The following is a 14892-nucleotide window of genomic DNA, read 5'->3' on the forward strand; positions in this document are numbered from 1 at the left end:
TTACTTAGGGTGTCGAAGTATTGTAGTAAGGCACAGAAAATTACAATACAAAGGAGCAAGAACATGACATCGAAACAAGGGATTCAACCAGAAGATCTTTATCACTTAAAATCAGTAGCAGATCCACAGCTTTCACCAGATGGGACAGAGGTAGTTTATGTAGAGACTCGTATGGACGAGAAGAAAAATGACTATATATCGAATTTGTTTTACATAAACTTGAAGAACAAAACACCACAGCAATGGACATTTGGTGAAGATAGAACGAGTTCCCCTGTTTGGTCACCAGATGGCAGTCAAATTGCATTTTTGTCAACGAGAACAGGTAAGTCGCAAATTTATGTTCTTTCGAAAGCAGGTGGAGAGGCAAAACAGGTGACACATTGTAAAAATGGAGCGACCTCCCCTGTCTGGTCACCATGTGGCAAGAAAATTGCTTTTTCAGTCGTGCTAGGGAAAGATGAAACCATCCTAGATAAAGCGGAGGATGAGAAGAAAAAGGATAAAGAACTAAAGCCACTAGAAATCGAGAAAATGAAACACAAATCGGATGCTGGTGGATTTATTGATATGGAGCAGTTTACCCATATTGCCATTGTCAATGTGGCATCAGGAGAGCTAGAACAAGTGACAGAAGGCAAAGAGTACTGCCATCTGGGTACTTGGTCGCCAGATGGCAAATACCTTATGTACTTAGCAGATAAAGCGGAGGATTTAGATTTCTCATTTAATGTGGATATCTATTTATTGGAGTTAGAATCTAAGCAGAGTCACAAGCTAACAGAAGGTTCGGGTGCTTATTACCAAACAGCTTGGTCTCCGAATAGTCGCTATCTTTCTTTTGTAGGTGGAGAACGTGAATTTGAAAATGCCACACAAGCAAAGCTTTGGATTTATGACATGGAGCAAAAACTACTAAACTGTGTAACAAGTGAATTTGATGCGCCTGTTGGTGATTATGTCATCGGTGATTTCCTGCAAGGTGTAGCATCACCACGTGTGCAATGGATGAATGATAATCATAGCTTCTACTTCCAAGTCACAGATCACGGCAATGCGGCGATTTATTACGGAAATGTAGATGGCGAAATTTACCCAGCTATCCATGATGATCAATATGTCTATGGCTTCTCACTTGATGCGCAAAATGATCAGGCTATTGCGGCTATTAGCACAACGACCAATCCAGGCGATCTGTTTTATGTGAACCTAAAAACAGGTGACAAAGAACAGTTGACGTCCATTAATGAAGATTTTTTAAAAACCAAAACATTAGCTGTTCCCGAGAGTATCGAATTTGAAGGTGCAGAAGGCTGGAAGGTCAATGGCTGGATTATGAGGCCAGTTGGCTATGAAGCAGGGAAGAAATATCCTCTCATTCTTGAAATCCATGGTGGTCCGCATGCAATGTATGGTAATACCTACTTTAATGAATTCCAAATCCTTGCTGCACAAGGCTTTGCAGTGCTTTATACTAATCCGCGTGGTAGTCATGGCTATGGCCAAAAATTTGTGGATGCAGTACGGGGCGATTATGGTGGTAATGATTATGCGGACTTAATGGCAGCGGTAGACTACGCTCTGGAGCACTATGATTTTATTGATCAAGATCGTCTAGGTGTAACTGGTGGAAGCTACGGTGGTTTTATGACCAACTGGATTGTGGGCCATACAAATCGCTTTAAAGCAGCTGTGACGCAGCGCTCCATTTCGAACTGGATTAGCTTTGCTGGTGTCAGTGATATCGGCTATTACTTTACAGACTGGCAAATTCAAGCAGGACTCGATGATATAGAGAAGCTATGGCATCATTCGCCACTGAAGTATGTAGACAAAGTGGAGACACCATTATTGATTTTACATGGTGAAAAAGACTATCGTTGTCCAATTGAGCAGGCAGAGCAATTGTTTATCGCCTTAAAATATCGTAAAAAACAAACAAAATTCGTGCGTTTCCCTGAGGCGAATCATGAACTTTCAAGAAGTGGAAAGCCTACATTACGAATTAATCGACTTGAATATATCCGTGATTGGTTTGTGAAATATCTATAATCGGGTGGCCTAAGAAGATGTTCTCTTCTTAGGCTACTTTTAATAGAAGGGCTCTGTTTGATTGTTTATAACGTTTCAATCTATTGGAATCTTTATTGTAGAGATACCGAACCTCCTTAGGTAGAATCAACTTTTCCTTACATAAAAAGAATCACACCTTGGTGTGATTCTCAATTGGTTAGTCGATTTTCTGGATGAACACGACCTTCAGATAATTAAATTCAGGGTATTCACGTGGTACACGGAAATCCTTCGGTAAACCGTATTCCTCGACAATTTTATAGCGTGTACGAGTCTCTTTAAATGCTTGGTCAATAAAGCCTTTGAACTTTTTCATGCCAAAGCTGGCATTATTTGTGGAAGCCACAATGATGCCGTTTTTAGCGGTAATGGCAATCGTGTCCTTTAGTAATTTAGGGTAGTCCTTTGCCGTTGAAAAGGTCATTTGCTTCGTACGTGCAAAGCTAGGTGGGTCTAATACGACAAGGTCAAACTGTAAAGCATGGCGTTGTGCATATTTAAAATAATGGAAGACATCCATGACTTTTATATCCTGTGCCTCATAATCAATATGATTGACACTAAATTGCTCAATCGTTTTGGCTAGACTGCGCTTTGCCACATCTACACTCGTTGTCTTGATGGCTCCTCCTAGAGCGGCAGCCACAGAAAATGCTCCTGTATAGGAAAACGTATTCAGCATGTCTGTGTTGTTGGCATAACGCTCTCGAATAGCCAATCGTACCTCACGTTGATCGAGGAAAATCCCTGTCATGGCGCCATCGTTTAAATGCACCGCATAGGTCATACCATTTTCCTTCACCATGATAGGAAATTCTCCTGGCGTGCCCATTACAAAATCATCTTGCTCGATATATTGTCCTTTGCTATCAAAGCGTTTTTTTTCATAAATCGCTTGGTAGTCTACTGTCTCAGCAAGCGCATCATACACGACTTCTTTAAATGAATAAATGCCCTCACTATACCAGCTTACCATGTAGTAGCTGTTAAAAAAATCAATCGTAAGACCGCCGATGCCATCTCCTTCACCATTAAACACACGAAAGGCTGTTGTGTTTTCATTGCTAAAAAATGCAGCACGATTGTCGATGGCTTTTTTGAATTTTTTTATAAAAAAAGCTTTATCAATTGTTTCATTCGTATCGGTCGTTAGCACCCAGCCAATCCCTTTGTTTTGGATGCCGTAGTAACCTGTTCCAATAAAACGGTTATGATGATCAATGAGCCTGAGGAGTGTTCCTTGCTCAGTAGGTAAACGTCGTGCATCAACCGCATCCTTTGAAATAAGTGGGAAGCCTTTTTTTAATTGATCAGAAAAGGGCTGTTGTATTTGTAGAGCTATTGTTTGTGTCATAGTGTCATCCTTTAAAAAACGTTTTGCTCTATTATCGCACTGTTTGCGCGGGATAGCCAAACTTATTTCAGGAATTGCGCAATTTTTGTAACGGTTTCAATCGTTGCTTCTTCAAAATAATTCATTTTACTGAAATAACTATGGATTAAACCTGGCATTGTAATATGTTCCACTACCACACCAGCAGCCTTTAACTTTTGTGCATAGCTTAGACCCTCATCAAAGAGAACATCTGCCTCTGCAGCTATAATGAATGTTTTCGGCATGTTACGGACTTCCTCTAGCTGAAGAGGGGACACAAGTGGATTTGTGAAGTTTGCTTCCTCTGTATAGTGATGAGAGAACCACTGCATGGCTTGTGTATCTAAGCCGTAATCTTCACCATATGCCAGATAAGATACTGTTGAAAAATCGACATTTGTGACAGGATAGATGAGTGTTTGAGCGTGTAACGATGGTCCCTCTAGTGCAGTAGCTAAGTATGCAACCACAGTAGCCAAATTTCCGCCAGCACTGTCCCCAGCAACTGATAATCGACTTGCATCGCCACCTAAGGCTTCCATATGATTGTGCACCCATACTAAGCTATCGTAGGCATCATGTAAGGGTGTTGGGAAAGGATATTCAGGTGCTAAGCGGTAATCCACTGATACCACAATCGCCTGTGCCTGGTCTGCTAATAACTGGCAGCCTGCATCGACAGATTCTAGATTGCCATAGACCCAGCCTCCACCATGATAATAAACAATAACAGGTAATGTTTTACCGAGAACAGGCGTATAAAGCCGAACTGTAATTTGTTCGCCATCTCGCACTGTAATTTTGTGATCCTCAATGGATGCTAGCTTCGGTTTGTGTGCAGATTGCCATTGTGTAACCGTACGCATGGCTCTCGCTTCCTGCGGTGAAACTTTGTAATAAGGTGTACCAGTACGCTGAGCTTCTAGATATTGAACAGCTTCTTTTCTTAAAGTTATCATCTTCATCATTCCTTTATTGAGAGGTTTGTTATTCCTATTATAAACTATTCATATAATTTTACTAGGATTTAGGTGTAACAAATGTTTATTTATTTAAAAATAGGTGAAATAAGCGCATTATGTTTATAATAAAAGGGACGAAAGTATTTGGAGGGACAGTATGATTTCTTTAATTGTGGCACATGATGACAATCACGTCATCGGATATAACAATGGGATGCCTTGGCATTTACCTGGGGATCTGCAGTATTTTAAACAAAAAACAATGGGCAAGCCTATGATTATGGGACGTAAAACATTTGAATCCATCGGTCGACCACTTCCAGGGCGACGCAACATCGTCATTACACGTGACGAAAACTATCAGGCAGAAGGCATTGAAATTGTGACTAGCTTGGAAGGTGCTTTAGCGCTAGCTGGAGATGTACCTGAGGTGATGATTATTGGCGGCGAGCAAATTTTCCGTTTAGTGATGGAGATGGCTGATCGCTTGTATATCACAAAAATTAATCATGCCTTTCAGGGAGACACCTATTTCCCGAGCTATGAGCATGATTTTGTTCAAGTCTCTTCAGAGGAGCCTGAAACAGCACCAGAAGGTTATACATTCCAATATCAAATTTTTGAACGTAAATAAACGAAAAAGCAATCGCTCCCTTTACAATGAGCGATTGCTTTTATTATAGATAAAAATAAACACACGCATACATGGAGGCACAGCCAGCTAGCACAAAGAGATGCCAGATTGCATGGTTAAAGGGCAGAGAGCGCCATGCATAAAAGATGGCTCCAATCGTATAGAATAGCCCACCTGCTAGCAGTAAAGCAAAGCCATGTAAACCTAAATACAGATAAACGGGCTTAATGGCAAATATAATTAACCAGCCCATGCCAATATAAAAAATTAATGAAAGTACTTCAAAGCGATTAATAAAGAAACATTTAAACAATACACCAAGCACAGCCAATGACCAAATAATACATAGTAGCGTCAATCCAAGGGAACCACCAACGGCAATTAATAAAAACGGCGTATAGGTGCCGGCAATTAAAATATAAATGGACGAATGGTCCAAAATAGCGAAAAAGTGTTTATATTTTTCTGGCATACTGTGTAGTAATGTAGACATTAAAAACAGAATGATGACAGACGCACCGAAAATGCTGAAGGTTGTAATATGTAGGGCATTTCCTGTTTGTACGGCTGCTAACAGTAGAACAACCAGTGCTGGAATACTAGCAATGAAACCAATACCGTGTGTTATGGCATTCCACAGCTCTTCCCTCCATGATTTATAGTCAAATGAATCAACCATTTGAAACACTCCTTTCGTTCATACATTTACTATACCCCAATAATTTATAGATGAACATTTACATTTGTCATATAGTTCATATCAAAAATGTCATAAGCCTGTCATATTCTTTGAGGGGCATTGATAGACAAGAGGTAGGTGAAAACGCTATAGTATCCAAGGTAGCGTTTACATGCTAGCTAGGACAGAGCTTTGCCTAATGACAAATGTCATGTTTACATAATGATTCATTAGTCTATATAATAAATTTTAATGAAGTAAAAGGATGTGTCGAAGTGAGACGAATTCATATAGTAACGGACTCAACTTGTGATTTAACAAAAGAAGAAGTAGCACAACATGGCATACATATCGTGCCTTTAACGATTCAAATTGATGGTCAAACATATACAGATGGAGTGGACTTAGAGCCACAATCTTTTTTAGGCTTAATGAAAAATGCAAAAAATTTACCGAAAAGTTCACAACCAGCACCAGGTAAATTTAAGGAATTATATGATGAGCTCGGTAAAGATGGCGATCAAATTATCTCCATCCATATGACTGGTGGTATGAGTGGAACAGTAGAATCAGCTCGTCAAGCAGCTCAAATGACAGATGCCGATGTGACAGTCATTGACTCACGCTTTATCGCGATTGGTTTAGCTATCCAACTACGAGAGGCCATCCGCATGCGAGATGAAGGCGCCACTGTGGAGGACATCGTGACACGTTTAGAAAAGGTACGAGACAATACACATTTATACGTTATTGTAGACACGCTCGAAAACTTAATCAAAGGCGGTAGAATTGGTAAAGGCACAGGCTTTATCGGTTCCCTCCTAAACATCAAAGTCATTGCCAACCTTGAAGGTGGCGTATACAATCCTGTGTCAAAGGTACGTAGTCATAAACAAGTAGTCAATTTTTTATTTAAACAATTCCAAGCAGATACAGCTGGAAAAACAGTTAAGGCAGTCGGCATTTCCCATGCAGATGGCCTCGTAACGATGGGCAACCCATTAAAAGCGCTAATCGAAGAAACTGGCTTTAACGATGTTGAAATTGCCTTTACATCTCCAATCATCTCGACACACACAGGTCCAGGAGCAATTGGTTTTATTTATTTTGCAGAATAACAGGAAGGAGCTACTACATAAGTAAATGTAGTGGCTTTTTTATTATACGTGGATCTCCTAGCAGGATGAGCGGATTATTCAAAGATGAGCAGTTTTTGTTTAGCTGTGATCAGTTTTCAACTAACTATGAGCTTGAGCGGCTTCAATTAAATAGTAATCGTGTTGAACAGTAGCTTCAATCAAACAGTGATGACGTTGCCACCAAAAATAAATCAGACATCCTACTAATTATCATCCCTTCTGCATAAAGGCACACTGTATAAACACACATTTTTCCATACATACACCTGAGGAAATTTGGCAAGCACACAAAATTATGGAGAACTAAGGGGAAGTCACTTTTCATTGCGGCATGAACTATTCTATAATAGAAGTAATAGAAAGGGATGGAAGGTGGTCAAATGGACATTTGGCGATTTATGTTGTCATGTTTGACCGTCTTTGTACTAAGTGGTTGTGCAATATCAATCGATGAACCGAATCCGCAAGCAGAACCTGAAGGTGAGCAAGCAGGAACGGAGCAAGATATACCGCAGGATGAGCAACAAACAGAAGATGAGGAAAAAACATCTAAGAATATGTTGACGCAAATTTTTGAACATTTTTTTGAGCCATCAGCAGAGGATTTATCGCAAATTGATGAAGAACAAGCAAAGCAACTACATTACTTGGCACTGGGAGATTCGTTGACAGATGGTGTCGGTGATGAGTATAGTCAAGACGGTTATGTTGGAAGATTAGCAGATTCATTGCTCGCATGGCCTTCGATTTCGGATGTAGAGGTTGATAATCGGGGCAAACGTGGCAGACGCAGCGATCAGCTACTAAAATTAGTGAAAAAAGGGCATTATGATGAGGAGCTGCAAGAAGCACAGCTAATTTCCTTAACAATGGGTGGCAATGATGTCATGAAGGTCGTCAGGCAGGATTTATTTAACCTGAAACGTGATGCTTTTGATAAGGAATTACTGGCATACAAGGAACGTTACAGCAAAATCGTAGAAGGCATTCGTGCTAAAAATCCGACAGTGCCCTTATTACTCATTGGTTTTTACAATCCGTTTTCGATTGTAACCAATGAGGCGAATGAATTTGATACGATTATCACAGAATGGAATAATGTGATAGAGGAAGTAGCCAGCAAGGATTCCAATGCTTGTTACGTATCAGTAGAAGATTTGTTTGATTCAAATGAAGAGCTCGTCTATCATACAGACTTTTTCCACCCGAATGCAAAGGGGTATGAAAAAATGACAGAGCGTATACTAGCAGCAATGGAGCAGTGTGGTATGGAAAAAAAGATTAACAAGGCAATAGGCTTCGAGGAGTGACAAAATGAATAAATGGAAAGTCGCGTTTTTCGCCTTAGCGGGCACAGTGCTTTTTGCAATCCTCCTCGTCGTTTTTTTAGCAACTAGACCAGTGGATGGCGTCCATGTTGCGAAGAGTTCAGCAGGTGAAAGTGAAAGCAAAGGAAATGTACTCGTGGTGCAAACCACAACAAAGGAATTAGAATCGATCTCAAAAAAATACCTAAAGGATGCAGCGAAAGGCTCACCTTTACCACTTGATTTCACAATTGGGGATGATATTCAACTACGTAGCACACTGACGGTATTCTATACGGAAATCCCCATTTCCATGAATTTTGATCCTATTGTGGATGACAAGGGGAATATTATTTTAAAACAGACAGGCATGAATGTAGGGTTATTAAACATTCCACCAGAAACGACAATGAAAATCATGCGCGATTCGGTGGAATTTCCCTCATGGATTACCGTGAATCCGAATAAAGCAGAAATATATATTGATTTATCGCGCATTAACATTGCCTCTGGTTCACGTGTACGTGCTAAAGAGTTGGACTTACCAAAGGATAAAATCTTATTGGAAATTATTGTTCCTGGTGAATAAGGAGTGAAATAAATGACAAAGCAATATGCAACATTTGCGGGAGGCTGTTTTTGGTGTATGGTCAAGCCCTTTGACGAAACACCTGGGATTGATTCCGTAATCTCAGGCTATACAGGTGGACATGTTGTAAATCCTACCTATGAACAGGTTTGCTCGGAAACAACAGGGCATGTGGAAGCTGTACAAATCACATTTGATGATGAGTTATATAGCTACGAGCAGCTACTTGCGATTTATTGGACTTTAATTGACCCAACAGATGCAGGGGGTCAATTTTACGACCGTGGAGAATCCTACACAACGGCCATTTTTTATCATAACGAAGAACAGCGTGAGCTAGCTGAACGTTCAAAGTCAGATTTACAAGCGTCTGGCAAGTTTGATAAACCAATTATGGTAAAAATTTTACCAGCCACTACGTTTTATCCGGCTGAGGATTATCATCAACAGTATTATAAGAAAAATCCAATGCACTATGAGCGCTATTCGATTGGATCAGGTCGTCGAGCGTTTCAGGAGCAACACTGGGGGAACAAACATGAATAAGGAACAACGTTTAAAAGAACTAACAGAGATGCAATACTATGTCACACAGGAAAATGGCACAGAGCCACCATTCCGTAATGAGTTTGATGACCATTTTGCAGAAGGTATCTACGTAGACATTGTGTCTGGCAAGCCTTTATTCAGCTCACTCGATAAATACAACTCAGGCTGTGGCTGGCCAGCCTTCACAAAGCCGATTGAAAAAGAACAGGTAACCGAGCATTTCGATACATCTCACGGTATGCGTCGTGTGGAGGTACGCAGCAAAGAAGCGGATTCGCATCTAGGACATGTCTTCCCAGACGGCCCAAGTGAGCAAGGTGGCTTACGCTACTGCATTAACTCAGCAGCGCTTCGATTTATCGCAAAAGAAGATTTAGAAAAAGAAGGCTATGGCGAATACCTAGCACTATTTAAATAGTAAAAACCTAGCAAGGTAGCTCCTTGCTAGGTTTTTTTATGGTCATGAGAAACAGCAGATTAGAAGGATAGAAATCTAAAAGTGGAGGATAAACCTGAAAAAGTAGCGGATAGATTGCTGAAAGTGAGGGATAGCCCAGCAAATTAGGGGGATAGCCTTCAAATAATTGGATAGAAATCTAAAAGTGGAGGATAAACCTGAAAAAGTAGCGGATAGCATGCTCAAAGTGAGGGATAGCCCTGCAAATTAGAAGGATAGCCCCGCAAAGTTAAGGGAGAACCAATAAAAAATTGATTCTCCCTCTCTCTTTCAGTTCGCTTAAACTTTAAACTCGCTCACGAGGTTGCGTAGGCTATCTGCTTGTTGGGCAAGCTCAGTGGCTGCGGCGTTGATTTCCTGCATAGAGGCGGAGCCTTGTGTGGCTGCTGCCGCAGATGTCACGGTATTGGCCGCGGATTGTTCTGCGTAGGCATTGACATGAATGAAGTCACTTGCCACCGCATTACTATTTTCAAGCGTTGTCGCAATTTTATCCACCATGGCCGCGATGATTGACGTTGTTTCTTCGGTATGCGATAAAATGTTGGCTAAGGATTGATTTGTTTCGTTTGTTACTTCAACGCCTCGGATGACCGTTGTCACACCCTCGTGATTTTGAGCAATGATGGATGTGACCTCATCTTGGATAGATGTGACAATCGATGTCACCTCTTTCGCTGCACTTTGGGATTGCTCTGCCAGTTTGCGAACCTCATCTGCTACGACAGCAAAGCCTCGTCCATGCTCACCAGCCCTTGCCGCTTCAATCGCCGCATTTAAAGCGAGGAGATTCGTTTGCTCAGAAATGGCCGTGATCGTACCAATAATAGAGGTAATATCCGCAGATTTACGACCTAACGCCTCCACAGTAGATGTTGTAGAAGCCATTGTTTCTTCAATGGATTGCATGACGAGTGATGATTGCTCCACAGAGCGGCTACCTTCATCGGCTGCTTGCTGCATGGCGATAGAGGCACGATGGACAGCACTCGCTTGCTCATTTAATTGATGCATTGAATGCTCTAAGTCGCTCATTTTTTGCTGCGCACTATTCATACTGGAAATCGTATTGTCACTATCACTCGCAATATCTGCTGTCGCATCCGCAATATCCTGAATTGTACGCGCATTTTCATCTGCTAAGGACATTAGCTCCTGACTGCTGCTTGATACATGATCCGCCAACTCACTTACGCGTCGAATTAAGTTAGAAATCGACTCAATTAACGTATTTGTCGAGGCTGCAATAATCGAAAATTCATCACGATTACGCACATTTACACGTCTTGTCAAATCGCCTCCTGCTTGCGCAATATCAAGGATAGAGTCATTAATCGCCTGTGTATTACGTTTTAATGATTTAAATAGCATAAAGCCAAAAATTACAATCGCTAAAAAGCCAACGATTGAAACGAGAAAGAATGTAGTGATAGAAATATTTACCTGCTGGTTAAGCTTGTCTAATTTTGTTTTATTGGAATCGTCCATGACAGTATTAATGGTCTCAATGTTTTGATCGATATGTGTTTTCATTGTTTCCCCAGTAGCACCCATCATCAGTTTACGAGCCTGCTCAAGACCGAGCTCATCACGCATTGTCATGACTTTATCTGAATAATCAAGGTAATTTTTATAATATTGCTCGATTGCCTGCATATGACCGAGTTCCACTTGGCGATCTTGAAATTGATCTTTCAAAGCGGCTAGCTTTTTATTAATGGTATCTATTTTTAAATGATAAGAAGTAGAATAAATGCCGTTACCCGTAATTAAATAAGATTGCTCTAAATTGGTCAGTCTAGCAATCTCATAGGCAAGTTGATTCACCGTTAGTTGCTCCTGCACATTTTTCTTTGTGAAATCTTCCATTTGGTGCTGCAAGTTTTGTATATTGACATAGGACAATATACCCATAATACCGTTAATTACAATAAGAAGTGCAAACATAATAAGCACTTTACCCCGAATTAAATGGTAAAAACGTTGTCGTTTTTCTTTAATAGGAGGGGGATTTTTCCCAGTTTCCCCTTGTGTAGAAGCTTTCCTCTTCTTAAAAAAGCTAAAAGTAAAGAGAGACGGGCGTTTTTTCGCTGTACCATGGGTTTTTTTAGTCTTTTTCATCGCCATCACCTTCCTATTTTTTAGATAATCGATTTCAATTTTATCTTATTTTGCTAGATTTTTCTATCTTTATTTCTAAAAATTAAAATTTTTCAGATAAAATAACTATGACAAAAGTCAGGATCGACCATGAAAATAGTTCTAAAATCATAAGTGGGTAAAATATAGTAGTAGTGGAATTTATGACGAATGCTATTTTTTTTGATACACTAGCGAAAAGCCAATGCATAAAAAGGGGAATTTGTTCGATGAAGAAAAGTTTTTATTTATATGTCCTAACCTATCGAGGTGGCGATTGGTCTGACCCTAAAGTACGCTTTGCAGAGGAAGTGTTTCATGAGCATAATTTTCCAAAGCAGAGCACAGACTTTAATGAGTTGTCCGACTATATAGAAACCTATGCAACGGAAAACCTAACAATCCAGACCTTTGATACTTTGTGGACACTTTATGAGGAACAAGCATAATTGTACGAAAACTATAAATAATTTTGTAGTTGCTAGACGTCTAGCATTGCGTAAATGACAGAAACACAGTATTATTTATAGTGATAACTGACAGAAAAGAGGGATTGCAGTATGAGTATTCATATTAATGCAAAAAAAGGTGAAATCGCTGACACAATTTTACTTCCAGGAGATCCATTACGTGCAAAATACATTGCGGAAACATTTTTAGAAGATGTAATTTGCTACAACGAAGTACGTAATATGTTCGGATACACTGGTACGTATAAAGGGAAACGTATTTCTGTACAAGGAACTGGTATGGGTGTGCCATCTATTTCAATCTACGCAACAGAATTAATGCAAGAATATGATGTTCAAAAATTAATCCGTGTAGGTACTTGTGGTGCAATTCAAAAAGATGTAAAAGTACGTGACGTGATTTTAGCACAAGGAGCAACATCTGATACACGTATGAACCAAATTATCTGGGGCGGTGCTATCGATTTCGCACCAATCGCTGACTTTGATCTTTTATTAAAAGCATACAATGCAGGTAAAGATGCAGGTCTTAACTTACAAGTAGGGAATATCTTCACAGCAGATTTATTCTACTCAGATGAGCACCAAAACGAAAAATTAGCTCAATACGGCGTACTAGCGGTAGAAATGGAATCAGCAGCTCTTTACACATTAGCGGCAAAATTCGGCCGTAAAGCACTTGCTGTTCTAACAGTAAGTGACCATATCATCACTGGTGAAGTAACGACAGCTGAAGAACGTCAAACAACATTCAATGACATGATCGTGGTCGCTTTAGACGCAGCAATTCAAGACTAAGCTAACTGTAGCCATAATTAACTTTATAAAGAATGCAGGCAACCGACAAAAAACAGCCCATTTTCTAAGATGGGGTGGAAGTAGTCGGTTGCTTTTTTTGGTGTAATTATAGACAGATTGTTCCAGTTTTGATACCAGTCGGCCCGTTAAATCCTGGGATTGTGGCAATTACCATGTTTGTTGCTATGTCGATGACAGACACCGTATTGTCTATTTGATTTGTTACATAGGCAAAAGTACCATCTGGCAAGATGGTTACTTGGTCTGGAGATGCACCTACAGGAATAGTTGCAATCACCGTATTGGTGGCTGTATTGATGACAGATACGGTATTATTGCCTTTATTCACAATGTAAACAAGCGTTCCATCAGGGGTAATCGCTGTTCCTACAGGTCCTGTACCAACAGGAATGGTAGCCACTACTGTATTGGTAGTGGTATTAATAACCGATACCGAATTGCTATTTTCATTTGTCACATAAGCAAATTGCCCGCTTGGAGTCAAAACAATGGATCTAGGACGAATTCCCACAGGGATTGTAGCAATCACCGTATTGGTTGCAGTATTAATAACAGATACTGAATTGGAATTCTCGTTGGCAACATAAGCAAACGCACTATTTGGCGTAAAGGCAATACCTTGAGGTTGTAGCCCTACTGGAATAGTGCTGTTACGGTATTGGTGGCTGTATTAATGACCGATATAGTGTTCGATCCGTGATTGGACACGTAAGCAAGTGTTCCATTTGGTGAAATGGCGACACCAAGGGGGTCAATGCCTACAGGAATGGTAGCGATTGGCAAGTTTGTGGCAGTGCTAAAAACCGTTACATTATCCGAGAAGAACGCTGGAACATAGCCAAAAGCGCCATTAGGTGTAATCGCTACTTCTAGCGGAGCAGATCCTACTGGAATGGTAGCGACGATTGTGTTTGTTGCGGTATCGATCACAGAAACTCTATTATCAGGCGTTGCGAGCTGCCCAGCATCTGTCACATAGACGAGATAATGACAACTTGGTGGTATGGGTAAAAATGGCGGCTTACATTTACAACGACAACAAGGACAACAACAGCGACAATGACAATTTGGATTTGACGTAAACTTAAATTTTTTCAAATATTTATGTTCTTTCCCCACACAGGACATCCTTTCAGTCATATATGGCTACTTTATGCGTAAAGAGCTAGGCTTGTTGTACTTTTACCATTTTTACTTGTTATTGGAACAGTTCTAAACTTCTGAGTACGATTCTTCTAAAAAATGCAGTATGTTGAAACTAAAAAGCATAGGAGACACATGAAGATGTTTAGCTTGATTAAAAATGATATAAGATTCATTGAAATTGAATATGATCTTCGAAAACATTTCCTGATTTGACGATAAAAATCAATTTTATTACATTAGCTTTTCAATAGCTTCTTCGTTATCTTTTCATTCGTACACTAACTCTTTTAACCTTTTCCACCAATTGTAATTTCTAAGCTTTGCCCCATAATGTTCATAAAAATAACGTGTTTTATTCTATAGCTAAGACTTCGACAAATATAGTTTGGTAGTTCTTTTGATGAAAGCAATGAAAGATTTCCTTCAGCAATTGTTTTCCTATCCCTTTTCTGTGATAGTTTTCTAAAAGATAGAGCGTTTCTACATACTTGGAATGGGGAAGGGTTTGAGTCTCTTTTACTTGCAGATGTGAAGCCAATAATGTCGTCTAATTC

General features: G+C 40.0%; 14 protein-coding genes and 1 pseudogene. 9 read left to right on the forward strand and 6 right to left on the reverse strand.

Annotated features, from left to right (window positions below):
• The first annotated feature begins 63 nt into the window (after positions 1–63).
• Positions 64–2052, forward strand: a complete 1989-nt coding sequence (locus MKY76_RS11065) for a S9 family peptidase (protein ID WP_342557844.1) — start codon at positions 64–66, stop codon at positions 2050–2052.
• A gap of 178 nt (positions 2053–2230) precedes the next feature.
• On the opposite strand, the gene MKY76_RS11070 is transcribed toward MKY76_RS11065, so the two are convergent.
• Positions 2231–3427 carry a class I SAM-dependent rRNA methyltransferase gene (locus tag MKY76_RS11070; RefSeq protein ID WP_342557845.1) on the reverse strand — a complete coding sequence of 399 codons (1197 nt, stop codon included), beginning with the start codon at positions 3425–3427 and terminating at the stop codon, positions 2231–2233.
• A 62-nt stretch (positions 3428–3489) separates the two neighbouring features.
• On the reverse strand, positions 3490–4407 hold the full coding sequence (locus tag MKY76_RS11075; RefSeq protein WP_281216489.1) for an alpha/beta hydrolase: 918 nt from the start codon (positions 4405–4407) through the stop codon (positions 3490–3492).
• A gap of 160 nt (positions 4408–4567) precedes the next feature.
• Between MKY76_RS11075 and MKY76_RS11080 the strand changes: the two genes are divergently transcribed.
• Complete coding sequence (locus tag MKY76_RS11080) at positions 4568–5044, forward strand: dihydrofolate reductase (RefSeq protein WP_048395701.1); 477 nt, start codon at positions 4568–4570, stop codon at positions 5042–5044.
• A 43-nt stretch (positions 5045–5087) separates the two neighbouring features.
• Here the strand turns inward: MKY76_RS11080 and MKY76_RS11085 are convergent, their stop codons facing one another.
• Positions 5088–5723 carry a hemolysin III family protein gene (locus MKY76_RS11085; RefSeq protein ID WP_048395699.1) on the reverse strand — a complete coding sequence of 212 codons (636 nt, stop codon included), beginning with the start codon at positions 5721–5723 and terminating at the stop codon, positions 5088–5090.
• Positions 5724–5998: 275 nt separating this feature from the next.
• Between MKY76_RS11085 and MKY76_RS11090 the strand changes: the two genes are divergently transcribed.
• The 5 genes from MKY76_RS11090 to msrB all read left to right on the forward strand — a co-directional run bounded on the left by MKY76_RS11090 (position 5999) and on the right by msrB (position 9725).
• Positions 5999–6841 (forward strand): DegV family protein, encoded by an 843-nt coding sequence (locus MKY76_RS11090; RefSeq protein WP_066036831.1) that lies wholly within the window; start codon positions 5999–6001, stop codon positions 6839–6841.
• 401 nt (positions 6842–7242) lie between these two features.
• Positions 7243–8172 carry a GDSL-type esterase/lipase family protein gene (locus tag MKY76_RS11095; RefSeq protein ID WP_227744879.1) on the forward strand — a complete coding sequence of 310 codons (930 nt, stop codon included), beginning with the start codon at positions 7243–7245 and terminating at the stop codon, positions 8170–8172.
• Positions 8173–8176: 4 nt separating this feature from the next.
• Entirely contained in the window at positions 8177–8758 is a 582-nt protein-coding gene (locus MKY76_RS11100) for a YpmS family protein (protein WP_048395694.1), read from the forward strand.
• A 12-nt stretch (positions 8759–8770) separates the two neighbouring features.
• Positions 8771–9304 (forward strand): peptide-methionine (S)-S-oxide reductase MsrA, encoded by a 534-nt coding sequence (gene msrA / locus MKY76_RS11105; protein ID WP_048395693.1) that lies wholly within the window; start codon positions 8771–8773, stop codon positions 9302–9304.
• A complete protein-coding gene (gene msrB, locus MKY76_RS11110; RefSeq protein ID WP_048395692.1) occupies positions 9297–9725 on the forward strand; it encodes a peptide-methionine (R)-S-oxide reductase MsrB in 429 nt (142 codons plus the stop codon). The genes msrA and msrB overlap by 8 nt, the downstream gene beginning before the upstream one ends.
• Before the next feature lie 318 nt (positions 9726–10043).
• Here the strand turns inward: msrB and MKY76_RS11115 are convergent, their stop codons facing one another.
• Positions 10044–11885, reverse strand: coding sequence for a methyl-accepting chemotaxis protein (locus tag MKY76_RS11115; protein WP_103118074.1), 1842 nt, complete (start codon positions 11883–11885; stop codon positions 10044–10046).
• Between the two features lie 248 nt (positions 11886–12133).
• Here MKY76_RS11115 and MKY76_RS11120 point away from each other — a divergent pair, with 248 nt between their 5' ends.
• Complete coding sequence (locus MKY76_RS11120; protein WP_048395688.1) at positions 12134–12352, forward strand: YozE family protein; 219 nt, start codon at positions 12134–12136, stop codon at positions 12350–12352.
• 111 nt (positions 12353–12463) lie between these two features.
• Positions 12464–13171, forward strand: a complete 708-nt coding sequence (gene deoD, locus MKY76_RS11125) for a purine-nucleoside phosphorylase (protein ID WP_048395686.1) — start codon at positions 12464–12466, stop codon at positions 13169–13171.
• Between the two features lie 106 nt (positions 13172–13277).
• Here the strand turns inward: deoD and MKY76_RS11130 are convergent.
• Together MKY76_RS11130 and MKY76_RS11135 are read right to left on the reverse strand one after the other, a co-directional pair.
• Positions 13278–14191 (reverse strand): annotated as a pseudogene (locus MKY76_RS11130) (beta-propeller fold lactonase family protein); the annotation flags it as partial.
• 499 nt (positions 14192–14690) lie between these two features.
• Positions 14691–14876 (reverse strand): GNAT family N-acetyltransferase, encoded by a 186-nt coding sequence (locus tag MKY76_RS11135; RefSeq protein ID WP_233436405.1) that lies wholly within the window; start codon positions 14874–14876, stop codon positions 14691–14693.
• Between the last annotated feature and the right edge of the window lie 16 nt (positions 14877–14892).

This window comes from Lysinibacillus sp. FSL P4-0201 (assembly GCF_038593425.1).
GTDB lineage: Bacteria > Bacillota > Bacilli > Bacillales_A > Planococcaceae > Lysinibacillus > Lysinibacillus capsici.